Genomic DNA, 18236 nt, shown 5'->3' with positions numbered 1-18236 from the left:
GCGGCCGCTCCACTAGGCTTGATCCCATGTCTGAAGCACCGCAGGACCAGATCGCCCCGCTCCTCACAGAAGAAGGATGGGAGCTGCTGGCCTCGCTCGGACCCTACCGGGAGGACCGCTCCTTCACCCTCAGCTCAAGCCTCCGCAAGGCCGGCCACTCCCCCGAACTCGTGTCCGCAGTCCTGACGCAGTCACGGCTCCGGACCAGGGCCGAGGCCAAGTTCGGTGAGTTTGCCCGGCAGATGCTCTTCACCCAGGCCGGCCTGGAGCAGGCCACCCGGCTCAACGTGGCGGCCCGGCACGCCCAGCGCTTTGCCCAGGCGGGCGTCGGCCACGTTGCCGACCTCGGCTGCGGCCTCGGCGCGGATGCCATGGCCCTGGCGTCGCTGGACATCGCTGTGACCGCGGTGGAGGTCGACGAGACCACGGCCGCCTGCGCCACGATCAACCTCATTCCCTTTCCGCACGCCACGGTGGTCCACTCGGACGCGACGTCGGTGGAGCTGGAGGAGGGGGCCGGCGTCTGGCTGGACCCCGCCCGGCGCACCACCAGCACGTCCGGCACCAAGCGGATCTGGGACCCCGAGGCGTTCTCTCCGCCGCTGTCCTTCGTGGAGTCGCTGGCCGCCGCGGGGCGCGCCGTCGGCGTCAAGATGGGCCCCGGCATGCCGCACGAGTCGGTGCCTGCCGGCTGCGAGGCGCAGTGGGTCTCGGTAGGCGGCGACGTCACGGAAGTCACGCTCTGGTTCAACGCCGTGGCCCGCCCGGGAATCCGCCGGGCCGCCCTGGTCATCGGTCCCGAAGGCGCCGCCGAACTCACCAGCGGGGAGGAGTTCGACGCCGGACCCGTGGCCCCTGTTGGCCCGGTGGAGGGCTTCCTGTACGAGCCGGACGGCGCCGTCATCCGAGCCGGGCTCGTGGCCGACCTCGCCCTCGACCTGGGCGGCCACCTCGTGGACGAGCACATCGCCTACATCTGCGCCCCGGAGCTGGTGGACACCCCGTACGCCCGGGCCTACCGGGTCCTGGAAGTCATGCCGTACAACGTCAAGGCGCTCAAGGCCTGGGTCCGGGAGAACGGCGTCGGCGTGCTGGACATCAAGAAGCGCGGCACCTCCGTCACCCCGGAGGAGCTGCGCAAGCAGCTGCTGGCTGGGGGTAAAGCCGCAGGCAAGGGCGCAGGCAAAAAGACAGCCACCCTGGTCCTCACCCGGATCGGGGAGGAAAGAGTGGCTGTCTCGGTGGAGCCCGTGTAACGCTGGTTGCTACAGCCCCTACTGGGCGCGGACGAACGCCTCGGCGTCCCGGACCTGCTCCTCGGTGGGGCGGATTCCCGTGTACAGCACAAACTGCTCCAGCGCCTGGATCGTGGCAACCTCAGCTCCGGTGATGACCTGCTTGCCGGCCGCCCGCGCCGCCTTGATGAGTGGCGTTTCCGCCGGCAGTGCCACGACGTCGAAGACGATCTTGGCGGCCTCGATGGTTTCGGCGGGGAAGGACAGCGAATCGGCTTCCGGACCCCCGGCCATCCCCACCGGCGTGACGTTGATGACCATGTCCGCGGAGGCCTCCGGGCCGCTGCCGAGCTCTCCGCGCCAGGCAAAGCCGTACAGATCGGCGAGCGCACGGCCGGTTGCTTCGTTGCGGGCGATGATGGTCACGTCCTTGAACCCCGCGTCGCGCAGGGCCGCGGCCGTGGCCTTGGCCATGCCGCCGGCGCCCTTGAGCAGCACCGACGACCCGGCAGGAACGGCGTTGCTTTGCAGCAGCTGCTCGATCGCCGTGTAGTCAGTGTTGTACGCGGTCAGCCGCCCGCCGTCATTGACGATGGTGTTGACGGAATCGATGGCCTTGGCGGACGGGTCCATGGCGTCCACCAGGGCGATCACGTCCTCCTTGTAGGGCATCGAGACGGCGCAGCCCCGGATCCCCAGGCCGCGGACGCCCGCGATCGCCTGGGCCAGGTCGGTGGGGGCGAAGGCCTTGTAGATCCAGTTCAGGCCCAGCTGATCGTACAGGTGGTTGTGGAAGCGGGTCCCGTTGTTGCTCGGCCGGGCCGAGAGGGAAATGCACAAGGTCATGTCTTTATTGAGAATCGGCACCCCTCCATTAAACGGCGGGGCCGGCTTTATTACCTGAAGCAGGTTGTTAGTTGCAGCCCGTGCCGGGCCGGTAGGGTCCGACGGCGGCCGGCAGCTTCCCGGGGGCGGCGGCCTTCCCCACCAGGACGGCAAGCAGCGCCTTGTACGCTCCGGGCGTGCGCCCGTAGAGGGCGATCTTCGTGGGCGCGACGGACTGCGCCAAGGACCACGGCGCATCCAGGGCCACCGCAATATCGCCCTTCACGGGCCCGCCGCCGTAACCGATCAGCGTGACCAGCGGCCCCGTTCCGAGCGCGATCCCCGCCTCCTTGGCCGCGGCGGCGAAGCGGGCCCGGTCCACTGGCGTGCCCCCTGCCACCCGCATGTGGCCGGCCACGGACGCACCCTTGCACCGGCCGGCCACCACGGTGATGGCCCGCGCCGAAATTTTCGCGGATAGCGCCTCGCCGCTCCCCGGTGCCGCCGGGGGCTTCGGCTGTGCGGTCCGTCCGCGCCAGATCATCATGGTGACCACCCGGCGGGCCGCCTCCTCGAGGCGCGACAGTGGGAGCTTCCCGCCGGTAACCGCCCCGACGACGGCGGCATGCGCGGCAGCGGCATCCGCCGGCATCAGCAGCAGGTCTGCCCCGGCTGCCAACGCGGCCGGCGCTGCGGAACCGTGAGGATAGCGGTCTGTCACCGCGCCCATGTTCAGCCCGTCCGTGACCGCCACGCCCTTGAAGCCAAGGCCGCGGAGCGCCGTGTAGGTCGCCTTCGAAAGGGACGCGGGCACGCCCGGGTCAAGGGCCTGCACTGCGATGTGGCCGGTCATGATCATCGGCGCTCCTGCCTTGACCGCGGACTGGAACGGCTTCCAGTCCCGCGCCTTCAACTGCCCAAGGGTGGCGTTTTGGACGGGAAGCCCCTTGTGGGAATCGGTGGTCACCGAACCGTGCCCGGGAAAATGCTTGACGGTGGGCAGCACGCCGCCGGCCAGCATGCCTGTGGCAAAGCCGGCACTCAGCGAAGCCGCGGCACGGGCGTCAGCGGACATGGACCGCGCGCCGATGGTGGGATCGGCGGGACCCATTGTGACGTCGGCCGCGGGGGCGAAGTCCACGGTGAAGCCCAGCGGCGCGAGTTCCGCTGCCAGCCCGGTGCCGGCCTCGGCGGCGAGGGGCACGCTGCCGGCGGCGCCGTAGCTCATCGGAGTGGGCCAGCGGGTCAGCGGTGCGCCGACGCGGCTCACTGCTCCGCCTTCCTGGTCAACGCCGATCAGGCCGGGCCAGGTGCGGCCCCCGGAGCGGGACGCCTCGTCCAGCCGCCGCGTCGCCCCGGCCAGCGCCGGGATGTCCACCAGGCCGGTGGCTGTTCCGGGCACGTTGTCGGCCATGATCATGGAGCCGGCAAGGTGGAGCCGTTCCACCGCGGCGGCCTGCGCTTCATGGTCAAGGCCGGTGTAGAAGGGCAGGAGCACCTGCCCGGCCTTCTCCTCCAGGGTCATTTTGGCCACCGCCGAGGCGGCGGCGTCGGCGTCCCGCTGCTGCGGGCCCCAGCCCAGCGCCGCCCTGTCCTTCGGTGCGGGCGCCGCCGCGGGCGGGGCCGGACTCTGTGTATTTGTCTGGGGTGAACCGGAGTGCGGTGAAGACCTCTCTGCCCCCTGCGGTGAGCCGGAAGCGGAAGCCGCGGGCGCCGTCGTCGTACCCTGTCCTGGTTCGGGTGCCGCCGGCGTGCACGACGCAACCGCGAACAGCGCCGCGAGCGCTGCCGCAGACGCCGCCGGTGCGTTGCGCGCAGGTGCAATGCCGGGACGTACCCTGGGGAAATTGGGGCGGCTGGTGGTGTGAACACTCTCACGCGCCCTGTGTAGCCAAGCCATCACTTCGATGCTACCCCTGCACTAGACTTGGATGACCGTTCCCCTGCCAGCCGTTCGCCAGGAACGGACGGCGACCGGACCCGGTGTCATTAGGCCAGCACACAGCGAGGAACACATGAAGATTGATTTCGCTTCATCCAGGCAATCAACTCTCGGTGTGGAATGGGAACTCGCGCTGGTGGATGCGCAGACCGGTGAACTGTCGTCGGTGGCCAACGAGGTCCTGCGCGGGGTCGTGGCACGGCATCCCGAGCTGAACGAGGACGACGAGCATCCCCACATCAAGCAGGAGCTGCTCCTCAATACCGTGGAGCTGGTTACCGGGATCTGCGAGACCGCCGCGGAAGCGAAGGAAGACCTCGCCCGCTCCCTGGCCGCCCTTCGTGAAGTCACGGACCCGATGGGCGTGGAGGTGTTCTGCGCCGGAAGCCACCCGTTCAGCCCGCCGCAGCTGCAGCCGGTCACGGACAAGGAACGCTACGCCAAGCTGATCGACCGCACGCAGTGGTGGGGCCGGCAGATGGTGATCTACGGCGTACACGTCCATGTTGGACTGGACCGGCGCAGCAAGGTCCTTCCCGTGCTCGATGGCCTGGTCAACTACTTCCCGCATTTCCAGGCCCTGTCGGCGTCCAGCCCGTTCTGGGGCGGCGAGGACACCGGCTACGCCTCGCACCGGGCCCTCATGTTCCAGCAGCTGCCGACGGCGGGACTGCCTTTCCAGTTCGCCAGCTGGGAAGAGTACGAGTCCTACGTCCAGGACATGTTTACCACCGGCGTGATCGACGCCATCTCGGAGATCCGCTGGGACATCCGCCCGGTGCCGGCCCTCGGCACTATTGAGATGCGCATCTGCGACGGCCTGGCCACGCTGGAGGAGGTGGGCGCCGTGGCGGCCCTGACCCAGTGCCTGGTCCACGAATTCTCCGACATCCTGGACGCCGGCGGCAGCATCCCCACCATGCCGCCGTGGCACGTCCAGGAGAACAAGTGGCGGGCCGCCCGCTACGGCATGGACGCGATCATCATCCTCGACGCCGAGGGTAACGAGCGGCTCGTCACCGACCACCTGCTGGAGACGCTCAACCGGCTCGAACCGATCGCCGCGAAGCTGGGCTGCCCGGATGAGCTGGCCGACGTCGAAAAGATCATCAGCCGCGGCGCGGGGTACCAGCGCCAGCGGCGTGTGGCCGCCGAAAGCGGCGGCAACCTCCAGGCCGTGGTCCTCGATCTCGTGAAGCAGATGCGGAACGGCCCGACGGCGTAACCCGACGCCTCCGCGCCGAGCCGGACCGTCTGGCCTCAGGCGCCCGCGCTGGCGGGCGCCGTGTACGTGGCGGGCGCCGAGACCGTGGTCACCGGCATGGATGAGTCCGGCGCGAAAGCTATGCCGCTCGGTTCAATCCCGGCCATGACCAGCTGCGCTCCGAGCGCGGCCACCATCGCGCCGTTGTCCGTGCACAGGTCCAGCGGCGGAACGTGCAGCGTGATGCCGGCGGCCGAGCAGCGCTGTTCTGTCAGCTGCCGCAGCCGCGAATTGGCGGCCACTCCCCCGCCCAGCAGCACATCCGTAATGCCACGCTCCCGGCAGGCCAGGACCGCCTTGGACGTGATGACATCCACCACGGCTTCCTGGAAGGCTGCGGCTATGTCAGCCACCGGCACGGGATCACCCGCGGCTTCGAACTGCTCCACGCACCTGGCCACCGCAGTCTTCAGTCCACTGAAGGACCAATCGTACCGGTGACGGCCGGGCTCCTCCGCGGTGCCCATGTACTTGGGCTGCGTCAGTCCGCGCGGGAACCGGATGGCCTTGGCGTTTCCTTCGCGCGCCAGCCGGTCAATGGCCGGGCCGCCGGGGTAGCCCAGGCCGAGGATCCTGGCGACCTTGTCGTACGCCTCGCCGGCGGCGTCGTCGATCGTCGAACCGAGCAGCTCGACGTCGTCCGTGATGCTGCGGATCCGCAAAATCTCGGTGTGCCCGCCGGAAACCAGCAGGGCGCCGAGGTTGTCGGGAAGTATGGGGTTGTAGGCACCGACGCCGCCGGTGTTGCCCGTGTTGCCGGCGGCGCGCGGGTTGAGCAGGCCGACCCCCACATGGGCCACCAGATGGTTGATGGCATAGAGCGGCTTGCCCGTGGCGACGGCGAGCGCCTTGGCGGCGCACACTCCAACCATCAGGGCACCCGCCAGCCCCGGACCGGACGTCACCGCGATGGCGTCGATCTCGTCCAGCGTCACGTCCGCCTCGGCGAGGGCCGCCTGCAGGGCTGGAACGAAGGCGTCCAGGTGGGCGCGCGAGGCGATTTCGGGGATGACGCCGCCAAACCGGACGTGCTCTTCCATGGACGAGGACACCGTGTTGGTCAGGAGGTCGGTGCCGCGGACGATGCCTACGCCCGTTTCGTCGCACGATGACTCAATGCCGAGTACAAGCGGCTGCGAGCGGTTCATTTCTGGTCTGCCTCCGTGGGAGCGGTCTCGCCGGCGCGGCCGGCTTCATCAGTCTGCGCAGGCTCGGGTTCGGCGTCGTGCACGATGTCCTGGTGCACAGCGAGCACTTCCTCCAGCTGAAGCCGCATGATCAGGGCGTCGACGCCGTCGCGGTAGTACTTTTTCCGCACGTGGATCTGTTCGAACCCGAAACGGATGTACAACTGCTGGGCGCGCGGGTTGTCAGCCCGGACCTCGAGCAGGATGTCGGCTGCGCCGCGGCGCCGCCCCTCGGCGATCAGGTCGGTGAGGAGCGCCGTGCCGATTCCCCTGCCCTCATATTGGGGAACCACGGCGATGGTCTGGACGTCGGCGATCGGCTCCACGCACATCAGTCCCGCATAGCCGACGATGCCATCCGGAGCCTCGGCCACGAAGTAGCGGCGGGTTTCCGGCTGCATCAGTTCGTCCCAGAACATCTGCAGCGGCCATGCGTCCACCGGGAACAGCCGGACCTCCAGCTCGTGGACGGCAGGGATGTCCGCAGGAAGCATGTCGCGAATGGTCACGCCCGAGTCCAGCTGGCGCAGGACGGGCGCGTTACCGGGTGTGGGGTTGCCGGGCGTGCCGGAAGCACCGGGTGTGGGGTTGCCGGATGATTCGGGCAGCAGGTTCACAGGGCACGCTTTCGGGGGCCGGGGACCTGCGCGTCGGATTCACGGAGGTAGAGCGGCGTGGAGTCCAGGAGCTCCTCGCCCGCTTCCAGTCTCGCCAGCGCAAACTGGCCCAGGTACAGCGCGTCCGGCTGTTCGGTGCTGAAGTCCGGATCCGCGCGGAGGGCCTCCGGGTAGAGCCCTGCGCCCGCGCCGTAGGCCGGGAGCTCGGGAAGGTCCGCGGCGAAGCCCACGTGCGGCCCGTCCGTGAGCTTCGGCAGCTGTCCCGCGGCCAGGGTGTAGCGGGCCCAGTAGACCTCTTTGCGCCGGGCGTCGGTGGCCACGAGGAACTCGGCCGGCGCATCGGTGGATTCTGCCACCTCGAGGGCGACGGCGTCGAGGCTCATCATGCCGTGCAATGGTGTGTTCCAAACAAAGGCGAGGGTACGCGCCGTCGCAATGCCGGACCGGAGCCCTGTGAAGGGACCGGGACCAACGCCCACCACGATCGCGTCAATGTCGGCCCCGGTCACCTCGGCGTCTGCCAGCAGCCGTTCGATTCCCGGCGCAAGGACCTCGGCGTGGCTCCTCGTGTCCTCGGTGGAGAAGCTGCCCACCACGCCTTCCAGGGCGTCGTCGGACACCAGCGCGGCGCTGGCCACGGCGGATGTGTCAATGGCGAGAATGAGCATCAGGAGATTCCTTCCGCGGCGAGAACGGGCTGTTCGGCCCAGCGCGGCCCGAAGCCGCGGATGATGATGGTGCGGGGTTCGTCGTCGTCCTCGGACTCGAAGTCCAGGGCGCCGTTACCGGTTTGGTGGGCCGCGGTGGCGCCGCCCAGCTGGCGGTGCAGTTCCACCTCGAGCCGGCTCTCGGTCAGGTGCTCCACGCGGTCCCGGCCCCACTCCACCACGGTCACGGCGGAGTCCAGGGTGTTCTCCAGGTCAATGTCGTCGATTTCCGACGCCGATCCCAGCCGGTAGGCGTCCACGTGCACCAGGTCCGGCCCGCCCGGGCGCGGCCCGTCGGGGAGGTTGGGGTGAATGCGCACCAGCACGAAGGTCGGCGAAATGATGCCCTCGCGGACGCCCAGGCCCTCGCCGAGGCCCTGCGTGAAGGTTGTCTTGCCGGCGCCCAGTTCGCCCGTGAGCACCAGGAGGTCCCCCGCCCGGAGCACCTCTGCCAGAGCCGCGCCGAGGGCGTGGGTCTGGTCCGCCGTCGTGACCGTCAGGGTCCGGACCCACAGCGGAGCGTTGACGGTTTCCGGGATACTCACGGCGCCGGCGCTTCGCTGCTGGGCGATTCGTTGATGTACGTGCGGGGCACGCGGGGGCTGATGCGGGTGACAATCTCGTAGTTGTTGGTGCCGGCGGCGCGGGCCCAGTCGTCCGCTGTGGGGCCGCCGTCGGCACCGTCGCCAAAGAGTACGGCCTCTGCCCCGAGGACGCTGTGGCCGCCCCGGGTCACGTCCAACGGGCCGAGATCGATCACCATCTGGTCCATCGCGATCCGTCCCACCACGGGGTAGGTGACGCCCTCCACGCGGACGGGTCCGCCGGTGGCGACGCGGGGAACGCCGTCGGCATAGCCGAGCGGGATGAGCCCCAGCGTGCTCTCCCCGGCGGTGTAGTAGTTGAAGCCGTAGGAGACGCCCTGGCCGGAGTGCACATCCTTGCAGTGGGACACGACGGTGCGCAGGGTCATCGCGGGGCGGAGGCCGAGTTCCGCGGAGTTCTGCCCCTCGAAGGGCGAGAGGCCGTAGACTCCCAGCCCCACGCGGACCAGGTCGAAGTGCGTGTCCGGCCGGGACAGCGTGGCCGGGGTGTTGGCCAGGTGGCGTACTTCGGGGTCCACACCGGCGTCTTCCGCGATGGCCAGGACCTCGCGGAACGCGGCGAGCTGGTCATCGGTCTCCGGGCGTTCCGGCTCGTCGGCCACGGCAAGGTGGGAGAAGATGCCCACCACGCGCAGCAGCCCCTGGTCCTGGTACTCCACGGCTTCGCCCACCAGCCGGTCCCACACCTCGACGGTGGCGCCGTTGCGGCCCAGCCCCGTGTCCACCTTCAGATGGACACGCGCTGGCCGTTCCTGTTCCCGGGCCGCGGCCACGATCTGTTCCAGCTCCCAGCCGGAACACCCGATGTCGACGCCGGCCGCCACCGCCGCGCCGAAGTTGCTTTCCGGGGTGTGCAGCCAGGCGAGCAGCGGGGCTTCGATGCCTGCCGCGCGCAGTGCCAGCGCTTCGGAGATGTGCGCGACGCCCAGCCAGCTGGCGCCCGCCTCGAGGGCCGCACGCGCCACCGGCACGGCGCCGTGTCCGTAGGCGTCGGCCTTGACGACCGCCATAACCTTGGCCGGTTCGGCGGCCGCGGCGAGCCGGCGGACGTTGTGCCGGATGGCCGCGAGGTCGATCACGGCGGAGCGTTCATGGGCCGTCCGGTTGTAACCGTGGGCCGTCCCGACCGGGCCCGGTGCTGCCGGGCGGTCTCCTGTTGCTGCTGGATAAATCACGCTACTGATTCTAGTGCTGGCGCTTCGGGCCGAATAATTGCCGGGCCGGCGGCGTGCCGGGGACTCAGGCGTCCGAGAGGTGCGCGATGGTGGCGGCCGCGCGCCGCTGCGCCTGAAGAGGAACATCCCGGACGATGTCGGCGAGGAAGGAGTAGCGGCGCAGCCACTGGCTGCCGCGGCGTTCCGGCCGGGCGTTGGCGCGCTTCCACCAGTCGGCGATGTCGCCCCAGCCCGGCGCCGCGAGGGACCCGCCCACTTCCTGGACTGCCAGCGCGGCGCAGAGATTGGCGAACCGCAGCCGGTCGCTGAGGGGCCACCCCGCAAGGCTCCCGACGATGAACGCGGCCCCGAAACAGTCCCCGGCACCGGTCGGATCGAAGGCGGCCACCGGCAGGGAGGGTACCCACTCCTCCTCGCCGGTTTCCGAGTCCACTGCCATGGCCCCCTGCGCCCCCAGGGTCACCACCGCCACCGGCACCCGGTCCGCCAGGGAGTACAGCGCGGCCCAGGGATCGTCCTTGCCGGTGAAGGCCATGGCCTCGCGCTGGTTGGGCATGAAGGCATGGAAGTACTGCAGGTTGGCAAGCCGCGCGTGGGACCATTCGCCGGTGGGGTCCCAGCCGACGTCGCCGAACAGTTTCACTCCCTCCTTGTGCGCCGCGAGCGCCCACGGCTCCAGTTCATGGCCGAGGTCCGCCACAGCAGCCAGCGCGCGGGGCGGATTCCCAATCAGCTCGGAGGAGGTCACCGGCGCCGGGTGCCCGTGCGTGACCATCGAGCGGTCGTGGTCCACGCTGAGTGATACGGTCACCGGCGAATGCCAGCCCGGGATCCGGCGGGACAGGGACAGGTCCACGTGCTCCTGCCGGTCCAGGACTTTCCAGTTGTAGTCGCCGTAGCCGTCGTCGCCGAAGGCCGCAGCCAGCCCGGTCCGCAAGCCGAGGCGCGCGGCCGCGATGGCCTGGTTGGCCACGCCACCCGGGCAACTGCCCATCCCCTCGCTCCAGATTTCGGTTCCAGGCTCGGGCGCGTGCGGCAACCCGGTGAAGATGATGTCCTGAAAAACGGTCCCGGCCAGCAGCAGGTCGAGCTCTCCGGCCGCCTGGGTACGGACGGCCGCAAGCGGGTCGAAACGGCGTGCGGGATTCGCCTCCATGTTCGGCACATTACGCTGTGTACCTTGGCGTTGAAACCCCGCGATGTGGGGGTTGGAGTGCGACGGCGGGACTCCGGCGCCGCAGGTCAGGCCATGTTGTCGGCCGCTGCGCATAGACTCCTGCCATGCGGCTCATGATCGCCGGCGGCGGCGGATTCCGGGTTCCCCTCGTTTACCGTGCCCTGTGTTCCGGGCCCTATTCAGGCCTGGTCAGCGAGGTGGTGCTGTTCGACGTCGACGGCGGCCGGCTGGCCGCCATCGAGGCTGTACTGAGGTCCATGTCCTCGGACGTGGGGGGCGCTCCGGACGGAAGTCCCGCCGTCGGACGTTCCTGCTGGCGCCTGCCCGCCGTGACGTCCACGACGTCCCTCCCCCACGCCCTCAACGGGACGGACATTGTGTTCGCCGCCATCCGCCCGGGCGGAACGGCCGGCAGGGTTGCCGACGAACGGGTGGCCCAGGACCTCGGGCTGCTCGGTCAGGAAACCACCGGCGCGGGCGGCATCTCCTACGCGCTCCGGTCCATCCCTGCCATGTTGGAGCTGGCCGCCAGCATGCGGACGCACTGCCCGGACGCCTGGCTGATCAACTTCACCAACCCGGCCGGGATGGTCACCGAGGCGCTGGTTCCTGTTCTGGGCCGGAAGGTGATCGGCATCTGCGATTCCGCCAGCGCCCTGGTACACCGAGCCGCCCGGGCGGCTGGGGTGCCGCTGCCGGCGGGAAGGCTCGACGGCGTGGGCTACTACGGGCTGAACCATCTCGGCTGGCTGTACCGGCTGGAGAGCGCCGGCCGGGATGTCCTCCCCGACCTGCTGGCCGACGCGGATGCCATGTCCGGCTTCGAGGAGGGCAGGCTGTTTCCGCAGCCGTTCCTGCGCGATCTGGGACTGCTGCCGAACGAGTACCTGTTCTACTACTACGAGGCGGCGCGCGCGGCGGCTGGCATGCGGGCCATGGCCAGGACCCGCGGTGAGTCGATCCACGGCCAGCAGACGGAGCTGTATCCGCGGCTGGCCACCGCCGGCGACGAAGCGTACGGCCTGTGGGAGGCCGCGCGGCGGTCCCGCGAGGAGGGGTACCTGGCCGAGGCCAGGGCCGGCGGCGAGTCGCGGAACCCCGAGGACCTCGCCGGCGGCGGTTACGAGCAGGTGGCGCTGGCGGTGATGCGGGCGTTGGCCGGCGGTGCCGGCGCCACCGAGCTGATCCTCAACACACCCAACTCGGCTGGACAGTCCCTCGCCCTGGGGGGCGGTCCCCAGGGCGCGATTCCCGGGCTGCCGGCGGACGCCGTCGTCGAAGTTCCCTGCAAGGTTACGCCGGAGGGGGCAGTACCCATTCCGCAGGCCCGGCCCGCCGAGCAGCAACTCGGCCTTCTGCAGCAGGTCAAGAAGGTGGAGCTGCTCACTGTGCGTGCGGCTTCTGCTGGCGACCGCGAAGCGGCACTGGAAGCCTTCGCCGAACATCCGCTGGTCGGCTCGGCGGCGCTGGCCAACGCGCTGCTCACCGGCTACGAAAGCGCGTTTCCGGAGTTGCCCGGGTTATGGCGCCGCTGAAGGCGCGCACTGGTTGACTCTCACCGGTTGGTGGCAGGACACCGGAGTGGTCTTAGCAGCACCGTGCTACATCCGCCGGCCGCACTGGTTGGCGTGTGAAACACCACGTATGAAGCACTTGAAACGCCGCCGTTGCCGGGACTGTTCAGGAGTAGTGTTTTATCCGATGCAGTTCCAGCAGTACGGAGAGGAGGGAGGCTCATGTCTGTGATCAAGCGAGTGGCATTCCTGTCGCTGCACACCTCCCCGATGGAACAGCCCGGTTCCGGGGATGCCGGCGGCATGAACGTCTACATCCGGGGCCTCGCCTCCGCCCTGGCCGAAACCGGCATCGAAGTGGAAATCTTCACCCGCTCCACCGCCGCCGGCCAGCCCGCCGTCGAACACCCCGACCCCGGCGTCTGCGTCCACAACGTGATGGCCGGACCGCCCCGCAAACTCCCCAAAGAAGAACTCCCCGAACTGCTGCACAGCATGGTCGCCGAAATCGAACGCATCCGCGCCCGGCAGCCCCACGGCCGCTACGACCTCATCCACACCCACTACTGGGTCTCCGGCGTCGCCGGCCTCGAGCTCTCCGGCCTGTGGAACATCCCGCTCGTGCACACCATGCACACCATGGCCAAAGTCAAGAACCTCCTCCTGAACTCCGGTGAACAACCCGAACCCCGCCGCCGGGAAGACGGCGAACACCGCATCGTCGACGGCGCCACGCGGCTCATCGCCAACACCACCGCCGAAGCCGCCGAACTCGTCTCCCACTACGGCGCCGACTTCGACCACATCGATGTCGCGCCCCCCGGCGTCGACCTCTCCGTCTTCACCCCTGCCTTCCGGACCCGTTCCCGGACCGAGCACAGCATCGCACCCGGCACCTTCCACCTGCTCTTCGCCGGCCGTATCCAACGGCTCAAAGGCCCGCAGATCCTGCTCAAGGCCGCCGCCCTGCTCCGCCAACGGCGCCCCGACATCGACCTTAAACTCACCATCCTTGGCGCGCTCAGCGGCGCCAAGGACTTCAACCTCAAAACCCTCGTCAGCGCCGCAGGACTGGACGACGCCGTCACCCACCACCCGCCGGTCGGCGCACCGGAACTCGCCGCCTGGTACCGGGCAGCCGACGTCGTCGTCATGCCCTCCTACAGCGAATCCTTCGGCCTCGTGGCGCTGGAAGCCCAGGCCTGCGGCACCCCCGTCGTCGCCACGCGCGTCGGCGGACTCGCCCGCGCAGTCAGCCACGGCCGCACCGGGCTTCTGGTGGACGGCCACCGGGCATCAGACTGGGCCGACGCCCTCGAAGCCCTCCACGACGACCCCGCCACCCGACACCACATGGGCACCGCCGCCGCCATCCACGCAGCAAACTCCGGCTGGCAACGCACCGCCGCCATCACCCTCGACAGCTACCACGCCGCCGTCGACGAATATGCCTCCAGCCACCCCATGGCCGCCGTCTACGGGTCACGGCTCACCGGCTAACCACCTTCGGAAAGGACGACGATGTCTGACAGCACTCCCCTGACCGATACCGGCCAGCGCAGCACTCCCCTGAGCGACCTGGACATTGCCCGCAGGGCAGTGCTCCGGCCGATCGAGGAGATCGCCGCTGCCGCTGGCATCGATGCCGGGGCCGTGGAGCCCTATGGCCGCTTCAAAGCCAAGATCGACCCCGCAAAGCTGTCAGCCCCTGCGCCCGCCGGAAAAGTGGTCCTGGTTTCCGCGATGTCGCCGACGCCCGCAGGAGAAGGAAAATCAACCATAACGGTGGGCCTCGCGGATTCGCTTGCGCGGGCTGGCCACAAGGTGATGGTCGCGCTGCGGGAGCCCTCGCTCGGGCCGATCCTGGGCATGAAAGGCGGGGCCACGGGCGGCGGCCTGTCCCAGGTGCTGCCCATGGACGAGATCAATCTGCACTTCACCGGCGACTTCCATGCCGTCACGTCCGCCAACAATGCCCTCATGGCCCTCGTGGACAACCACATCTACCAGGGCAATGAACTGAACATCGACCCGCGCCGGATGACGTTCAAACGGGTACTGGACATGAACGACCGTTCCCTTCGCGAGGTGGTCATTGGTCTCGGCGGGCCTTCACAGGGTGTACCCCGCCAGGACGGCTTCGACATCACCGTCGCCTCCGAAATCATGGCGGTCTTTTGCCTCGCCACCGACGTGGCCGATCTCCGGGACCGGCTGGGCCGCATCACCTTCGGCTACACCTATGACCGGACGCCGGTCACCGTGGCGGACCTGGGCGTGCAGGGCGCACTGACGCTGCTGTTGAAGGACGCGATCAAGCCGAACCTCGTCCAGACCATCGCCGGCACCCCCGCACTGGTCCATGGCGGCCCGTTCGCGAACATTGCCCACGGCTGCAACTCGCTGATCGCCACGCAGACCGCCCGCCGGCTTGCCGACATCGTGGTGACGGAGGCGGGGTTCGGGGCCGACCTCGGCGCGGAAAAGTTCATGGACATCAAGGCGCGGATCGCTGATGTGGCGCCGGCCGCCGTCGTGGTGGTCGCGACCATTCGCGCACTCAAGATGCAAGGCGGGGTTCGGAAGGACCGGCTGAAGGAGCCGAATGTCGAGGCCTTGGCCGCGGGCGTGGTGAACCTGCGCCGGCATGTCCGGAATGTGGAGCGGTTCGGCGTGACGCCGGTGGTAGCGGTCAACAAGTTCCCCGCGGACAGCGTGGAGGAGCTCAACTGGCTACTCGGCTGGTGCGCCGGCGAGGGTATCCAGGCCGCGGTGGCTGACATCTGGGGAAAGGGCGGGGGCGGCGACGGCGGCGATGAGCTGGCTGCCAAGGTTGTCGCTGCGGTGAACGGACCGTCGTCGTTCCGGCATCTCTACCCGCTGGACATGTCCGTAGAGGACAAGATCCGCACCATCGTCCAGGAAATCTATGGCGCCGACGGCGTGGACTTTTCGGTGCCTGCCCTGCGCCGCCTGGCGGACATCGAGAAGAACGGCTGGTCCGGGCTGCCGGTCTGCATGGTGAAAACCCAATATTCGTTCACGGACGACGCCTCGCGACTCGGGGCTCCCAAGGGCTTCACCATCCACGTCCGCGACGTCATCCCGAAGACCGGCGCCGGCTTCATCGTGGCCCTGACCGGAGCGGTGATGACCATGCCGGGCCTTCCGGCCGTCCCCGCGGCCATGCGGATGGACGTGGACGACGACGGCAACCCGGTCGGCCTCTTCTAGACCCCTCCTCACCTTTCGTCGTTTCCACCCCAACCCCTCCTCACGTCCCGTCGCTTCCACCCCAACCTCTCCTCACGTCCCGTCGCTTCCACCCCAACCCCTCCTCACGTCCCGTCGCTTCCACCCCAACCCCTCCTCAGGCGTCATCGGCAAATCCCGACGCCTGAGGATGGTCCAGCCGACTCCTTCGCATTCCACGCTTGATCTGGCGGATGGCCCGGTCGAAGCCGTCAGCCAAATCCTTCTTGCCAAACACAACAACGGTCCACCCAGCAGCCTCGAATGCTTTGTCACGCCGCTTGTCGCTGAAGATTTGGGGCTCGAGGAGGTGGTGGCCGCCGTCGTACTGTATGGCCAGTCGCCGATGCCTGTAGCCGAGATCGGCAGTCGGACCAATGGTCTTGTCCTCTCGCAGTGGCACCTGCAGCTGAGGCTCCGGAAGGCCTGCGTCCTCCATCGCGAGGCGGAGTAGCGACTCGGGCGCAGAATCCGCTCCGACACGCATCCGCTCGATCGCGGCACGCGCCCGGACCACTCCCTGAAGATTCGGATGGCGGGCGACGAGGGACCGCAATCCCTCAAGCGTGTCGAACGGCTGGGTGCGGTCTTCGAATTCCGCTCTTGGAACGCGAATCAGTTCATCGCCCATGCAGACCAGTTCGCTCTCCGACAGCCGTCTCGCCATATCGAGCCAGGTGCGGGACCTGCTGCTGATACGGATGCCGTCGACGAATTCGATCTCACTTTCCGATGCCAGCACGCTGTGCCCGATCACCCCTCTTCGCCGCACTTCCGGGAGGGAATGGGGTTTGCTCAGATGCAGCTCAGTCGAGTCCGCCAGCCAAGGCGGAAGGATCTGCCTTCGAATCCGGGCCGCTGTGACGTGCGAGATCCAGGCGCCGGGTGATGCCGCAGAGAGTGCCCGCGCCGCCGCCTCAAGCTCGAAGCTCCAGGCAGTGGGGCGGTACAGATCACGACTTACATGCGCGACGTCGGCCCGTCGGAGTCTGTTGGGCGGAACACCTGAAGCTTTGGCGGATCCCAGGGTGAAGGGGGCAGACACCAGGCTGACAGGTAGATCGGTTCGTTTTTGCATACGGCATTGTTGCTCGAAACCGCCCCGCCCCGCAGAAGTTATCCACAGGCAGGGCTAGGAGCCAACCAGCAGCTGAGGAAGGGTTCCTCGTCAAGCGACGAAAGGTGAGGAAGCGTCGGGGTTGAAGCGACGGAAGGTGAGGAGGCGTTTGGGGGTGCGGGTACTACTTTCGGCCCGCCGTGCTCCCCGCTGGGGACGCAACTGCCGTGGGCTGCTCCACAGTCCGCATCGTGCCAGGGCGACGGCTCTCACCGCGCCTGAGCGAGATGAAGACGACGGCGACGCTGAGCGCCACCAGCGCGGCAACGTACAGCGCAGTCGGCAGATCCACGGCCAAGAGGCGAGGAATGGCACGCCCCGGAGCCGCGACGGCGAAGCCGAACGCCACAGCAATGCCGATGTAGCTGCCGATCATGTTCCCCCTGTGCGCCGGGATGTTCCGGCGAATCGCGCTGATCAGTCCAAGGGTGACCGTCACGATCGTGAACGCGGAGAGCCCGTGAAGCCAGCTGAAATGCCCGTCACTGACGATCCAGAAACTGCTGAAGCAGACATAATACATGGCCGCGACCCACAGATGTCCCATGGTCCGGTGGATGCGGTCCCGGCGGCGCCGAAGGATCTGCACCGGGCCAATAGCAAGGACAAAAAGGGCGGCAATGACGTGGCTGGCAAGCAGTACATTCCAAGGCTCCATGCCTCTAGGATAGGAGCACTATCCTATTGTGTAAATCAAGATAGCCAGCGCGGCAGCAGCTATCCAACCGGCTGCCATCCGCCGAGAAAGGAGCGGGCATGCAGCTGAAGGAACTCAGCGAGCGGACGGGAGTCTCCCCCGCCAGCATCAAGTTCTACCTGCGCGAGGGGCTGCTGCCCCCGGGCCGTTCGGTCCGCGCCACCCGGGCGGAGTATGGGGAACTCCACGTGAGCCGGCTGGAACTCATCCAGACGCTGCGGCGCGTGGTCGGACTGAATATCGCCCAGATCGGTTCCCTGCTCAGGATGGCCGACGACGGCGTGCCCCGCCTTGAGCTCCTGGCTGCGGTCCAGCGCACGGTGCTGGGCCTCGACGACGTGGGCAGGGAGCACGGCGACGTCCGCACACCGGCGGGCGACGCCGTCGTACGTTTCCGGAACTGGCCGGACGTACCGAGCGATGCCAGAAACTCCCTCAATGCCCACCTGGCCCTAATGGAAAGTCTCGGCGTGCCGGTAACCGATGACCTGCTCGACGCCTACAGCCTGGCAGTGGACGCCATTGCCACAGTAAATATTTCGGCCACAACCGCGCCGGAAGACGTCAATCAGCTGATCATGACGGCGGCCGTCGGAATGCATCTGCATGGCCAGCTGATCCTGAAGCTGCTGGCGCTCGCGCACGCGAGCCACGCGATTCGGCGCTACGAAACGGAGGCTTAAGCGGCGATGCTCCCCCACCCAAAGGTGAGGGAGCATCGCGCAAAAACCTGCAGGACCTGAGGAAGGATCCGGTCAAAACCTGCAGGACCTGAGGAAGGGTCCGGTCAAAACCTGCAGGATGTGAGGAAGGGTCCGGGGTCAGCGGTCGAGGTCGCCGCGGATGAAGGCCTCGACCTTTTCGCGGGCGAGGTCGTCGTTGAACTGCTCCGGCGGGGACTTCATGAAGTAGCTCGACGCCG

At 68.4% G+C, this 18236-nt stretch carries 16 protein-coding genes; 6 read left to right on the top strand and 10 right to left on the bottom strand.

The window, feature by feature from the left end:
- Positions 1-26: 26 nt before the first annotated feature.
- A complete protein-coding gene (locus CXZ05_RS17225) occupies positions 27-1256 on the top strand; it encodes a class I SAM-dependent methyltransferase (protein ID WP_102973747.1) in 1230 nt (409 codons plus the stop codon).
- 18 nt (positions 1257-1274) lie between these two features.
- Here CXZ05_RS17225 and CXZ05_RS17220 read toward each other — a convergent pair whose 3' ends face one another.
- A complete protein-coding gene (locus tag CXZ05_RS17220) occupies positions 1275-2102 on the bottom strand; it encodes a shikimate 5-dehydrogenase (protein WP_258006625.1) in 828 nt (275 codons plus the stop codon).
- 46 nt (positions 2103-2148) lie between these two features.
- Positions 2149-3960, bottom strand: a complete 1812-nt coding sequence (locus tag CXZ05_RS17215) for a glycoside hydrolase family 3 N-terminal domain-containing protein (protein WP_308411007.1) — start codon at positions 3958-3960, stop codon at positions 2149-2151.
- A gap of 115 nt (positions 3961-4075) precedes the next feature.
- Between CXZ05_RS17215 and CXZ05_RS17210 the strand changes: the two genes are divergently transcribed.
- The gene (locus CXZ05_RS17210) at positions 4076-5227 is read left to right on the top strand and encodes a glutamate--cysteine ligase (RefSeq protein ID WP_102973745.1); all 1152 of its coding nucleotides are present in this window, start codon (positions 4076-4078) and stop codon (positions 5225-5227) included.
- A gap of 35 nt (positions 5228-5262) precedes the next feature.
- Here the strand turns inward: CXZ05_RS17210 and tsaD are convergent, their stop codons facing one another.
- The 6 genes from tsaD to CXZ05_RS17180 form a co-directional block, all read right to left on the bottom strand.
- On the bottom strand, positions 5263-6414 hold the full coding sequence (tsaD, locus tag CXZ05_RS17205; protein ID WP_102973744.1) for a tRNA (adenosine(37)-N6)-threonylcarbamoyltransferase complex transferase subunit TsaD: 1152 nt from the start codon (positions 6412-6414) through the stop codon (positions 5263-5265).
- A complete protein-coding gene (rimI, locus tag CXZ05_RS17200) occupies positions 6411-6947 on the bottom strand; it encodes a ribosomal protein S18-alanine N-acetyltransferase (protein ID WP_102973832.1) in 537 nt (178 codons plus the stop codon). Before rimI ends, tsaD begins: the two co-directional genes overlap by 4 nt.
- A 119-nt stretch (positions 6948-7066) precedes the next feature.
- Entirely contained in the window at positions 7067-7738 is a 672-nt protein-coding gene (tsaB, locus tag CXZ05_RS17195) for a tRNA (adenosine(37)-N6)-threonylcarbamoyltransferase complex dimerization subunit type 1 TsaB (protein ID WP_102973743.1), read from the bottom strand.
- A complete protein-coding gene (tsaE, locus tag CXZ05_RS17190; RefSeq protein ID WP_102973742.1) occupies positions 7738-8322 on the bottom strand; it encodes a tRNA (adenosine(37)-N6)-threonylcarbamoyltransferase complex ATPase subunit type 1 TsaE in 585 nt (194 codons plus the stop codon). Before tsaE ends, tsaB begins: the two co-directional genes overlap by 1 nt.
- Complete coding sequence (gene alr, locus CXZ05_RS17185; protein ID WP_102973741.1) at positions 8319-9557, bottom strand: alanine racemase; 1239 nt, start codon at positions 9555-9557, stop codon at positions 8319-8321. The genes tsaE and alr overlap by 4 nt, the downstream gene beginning before the upstream one ends.
- 64 nt (positions 9558-9621) lie before the next feature.
- A complete protein-coding gene (locus tag CXZ05_RS17180; RefSeq protein ID WP_102973740.1) occupies positions 9622-10713 on the bottom strand; it encodes a carbohydrate kinase family protein in 1092 nt (363 codons plus the stop codon).
- 125 nt (positions 10714-10838) lie between these two features.
- Between CXZ05_RS17180 and CXZ05_RS17175 the strand changes: the two genes are divergently transcribed.
- The 3 genes from CXZ05_RS17175 to CXZ05_RS17165 all read left to right on the top strand — a co-directional run bounded on the left by CXZ05_RS17175 (position 10839) and on the right by CXZ05_RS17165 (position 15482).
- Entirely contained in the window at positions 10839-12269 is a 1431-nt protein-coding gene (locus CXZ05_RS17175) for a 6-phospho-beta-glucosidase (protein ID WP_102973739.1), read from the top strand.
- 201 nt (positions 12270-12470) lie between these two features.
- Positions 12471-13748 (top strand): D-inositol-3-phosphate glycosyltransferase, encoded by a 1278-nt coding sequence (gene mshA / locus CXZ05_RS17170; RefSeq protein WP_102973738.1) that lies wholly within the window; start codon positions 12471-12473, stop codon positions 13746-13748.
- 21 nt (positions 13749-13769) lie between these two features.
- Positions 13770-15482, top strand: coding sequence for a formate--tetrahydrofolate ligase (locus CXZ05_RS17165; RefSeq protein WP_102973737.1), 1713 nt, complete (start codon positions 13770-13772; stop codon positions 15480-15482).
- Positions 15483-15618: 136 nt separating this feature from the next.
- Here the strand turns inward: CXZ05_RS17165 and CXZ05_RS17160 are convergent, their stop codons facing one another.
- Both CXZ05_RS17160 and CXZ05_RS17155 read right to left on the bottom strand, forming a co-directional pair.
- The gene (locus tag CXZ05_RS17160) at positions 15619-16578 is read right to left on the bottom strand and encodes an endonuclease domain-containing protein (protein ID WP_180987439.1); all 960 of its coding nucleotides are present in this window, start codon (positions 16576-16578) and stop codon (positions 15619-15621) included.
- A gap of 163 nt (positions 16579-16741) precedes the next feature.
- Positions 16742-17275: a DUF2306 domain-containing protein gene (locus CXZ05_RS17155; RefSeq protein ID WP_102973736.1), complete on the bottom strand. Its 534-nt coding sequence runs from the start codon at positions 17273-17275 to the stop codon at positions 16742-16744.
- Positions 17276-17373: 98 nt separating this feature from the next.
- Here CXZ05_RS17155 and CXZ05_RS17150 point away from each other — a divergent pair, with 98 nt between their 5' ends.
- Entirely contained in the window at positions 17374-17997 is a 624-nt protein-coding gene (locus CXZ05_RS17150) for a MerR family transcriptional regulator (RefSeq protein WP_102973735.1), read from the top strand.
- Positions 17998-18236 lie beyond the last annotated feature (239 nt).

Origin of the sequence: Arthrobacter sp. AFG20, assembly GCF_002892795.1 — a bacterium.
Taxonomy (GTDB): domain Bacteria; phylum Actinomycetota; class Actinomycetes; order Actinomycetales; family Micrococcaceae; genus Arthrobacter.
This window is presented reverse-complemented; position numbering and strand designations above follow the sequence as displayed.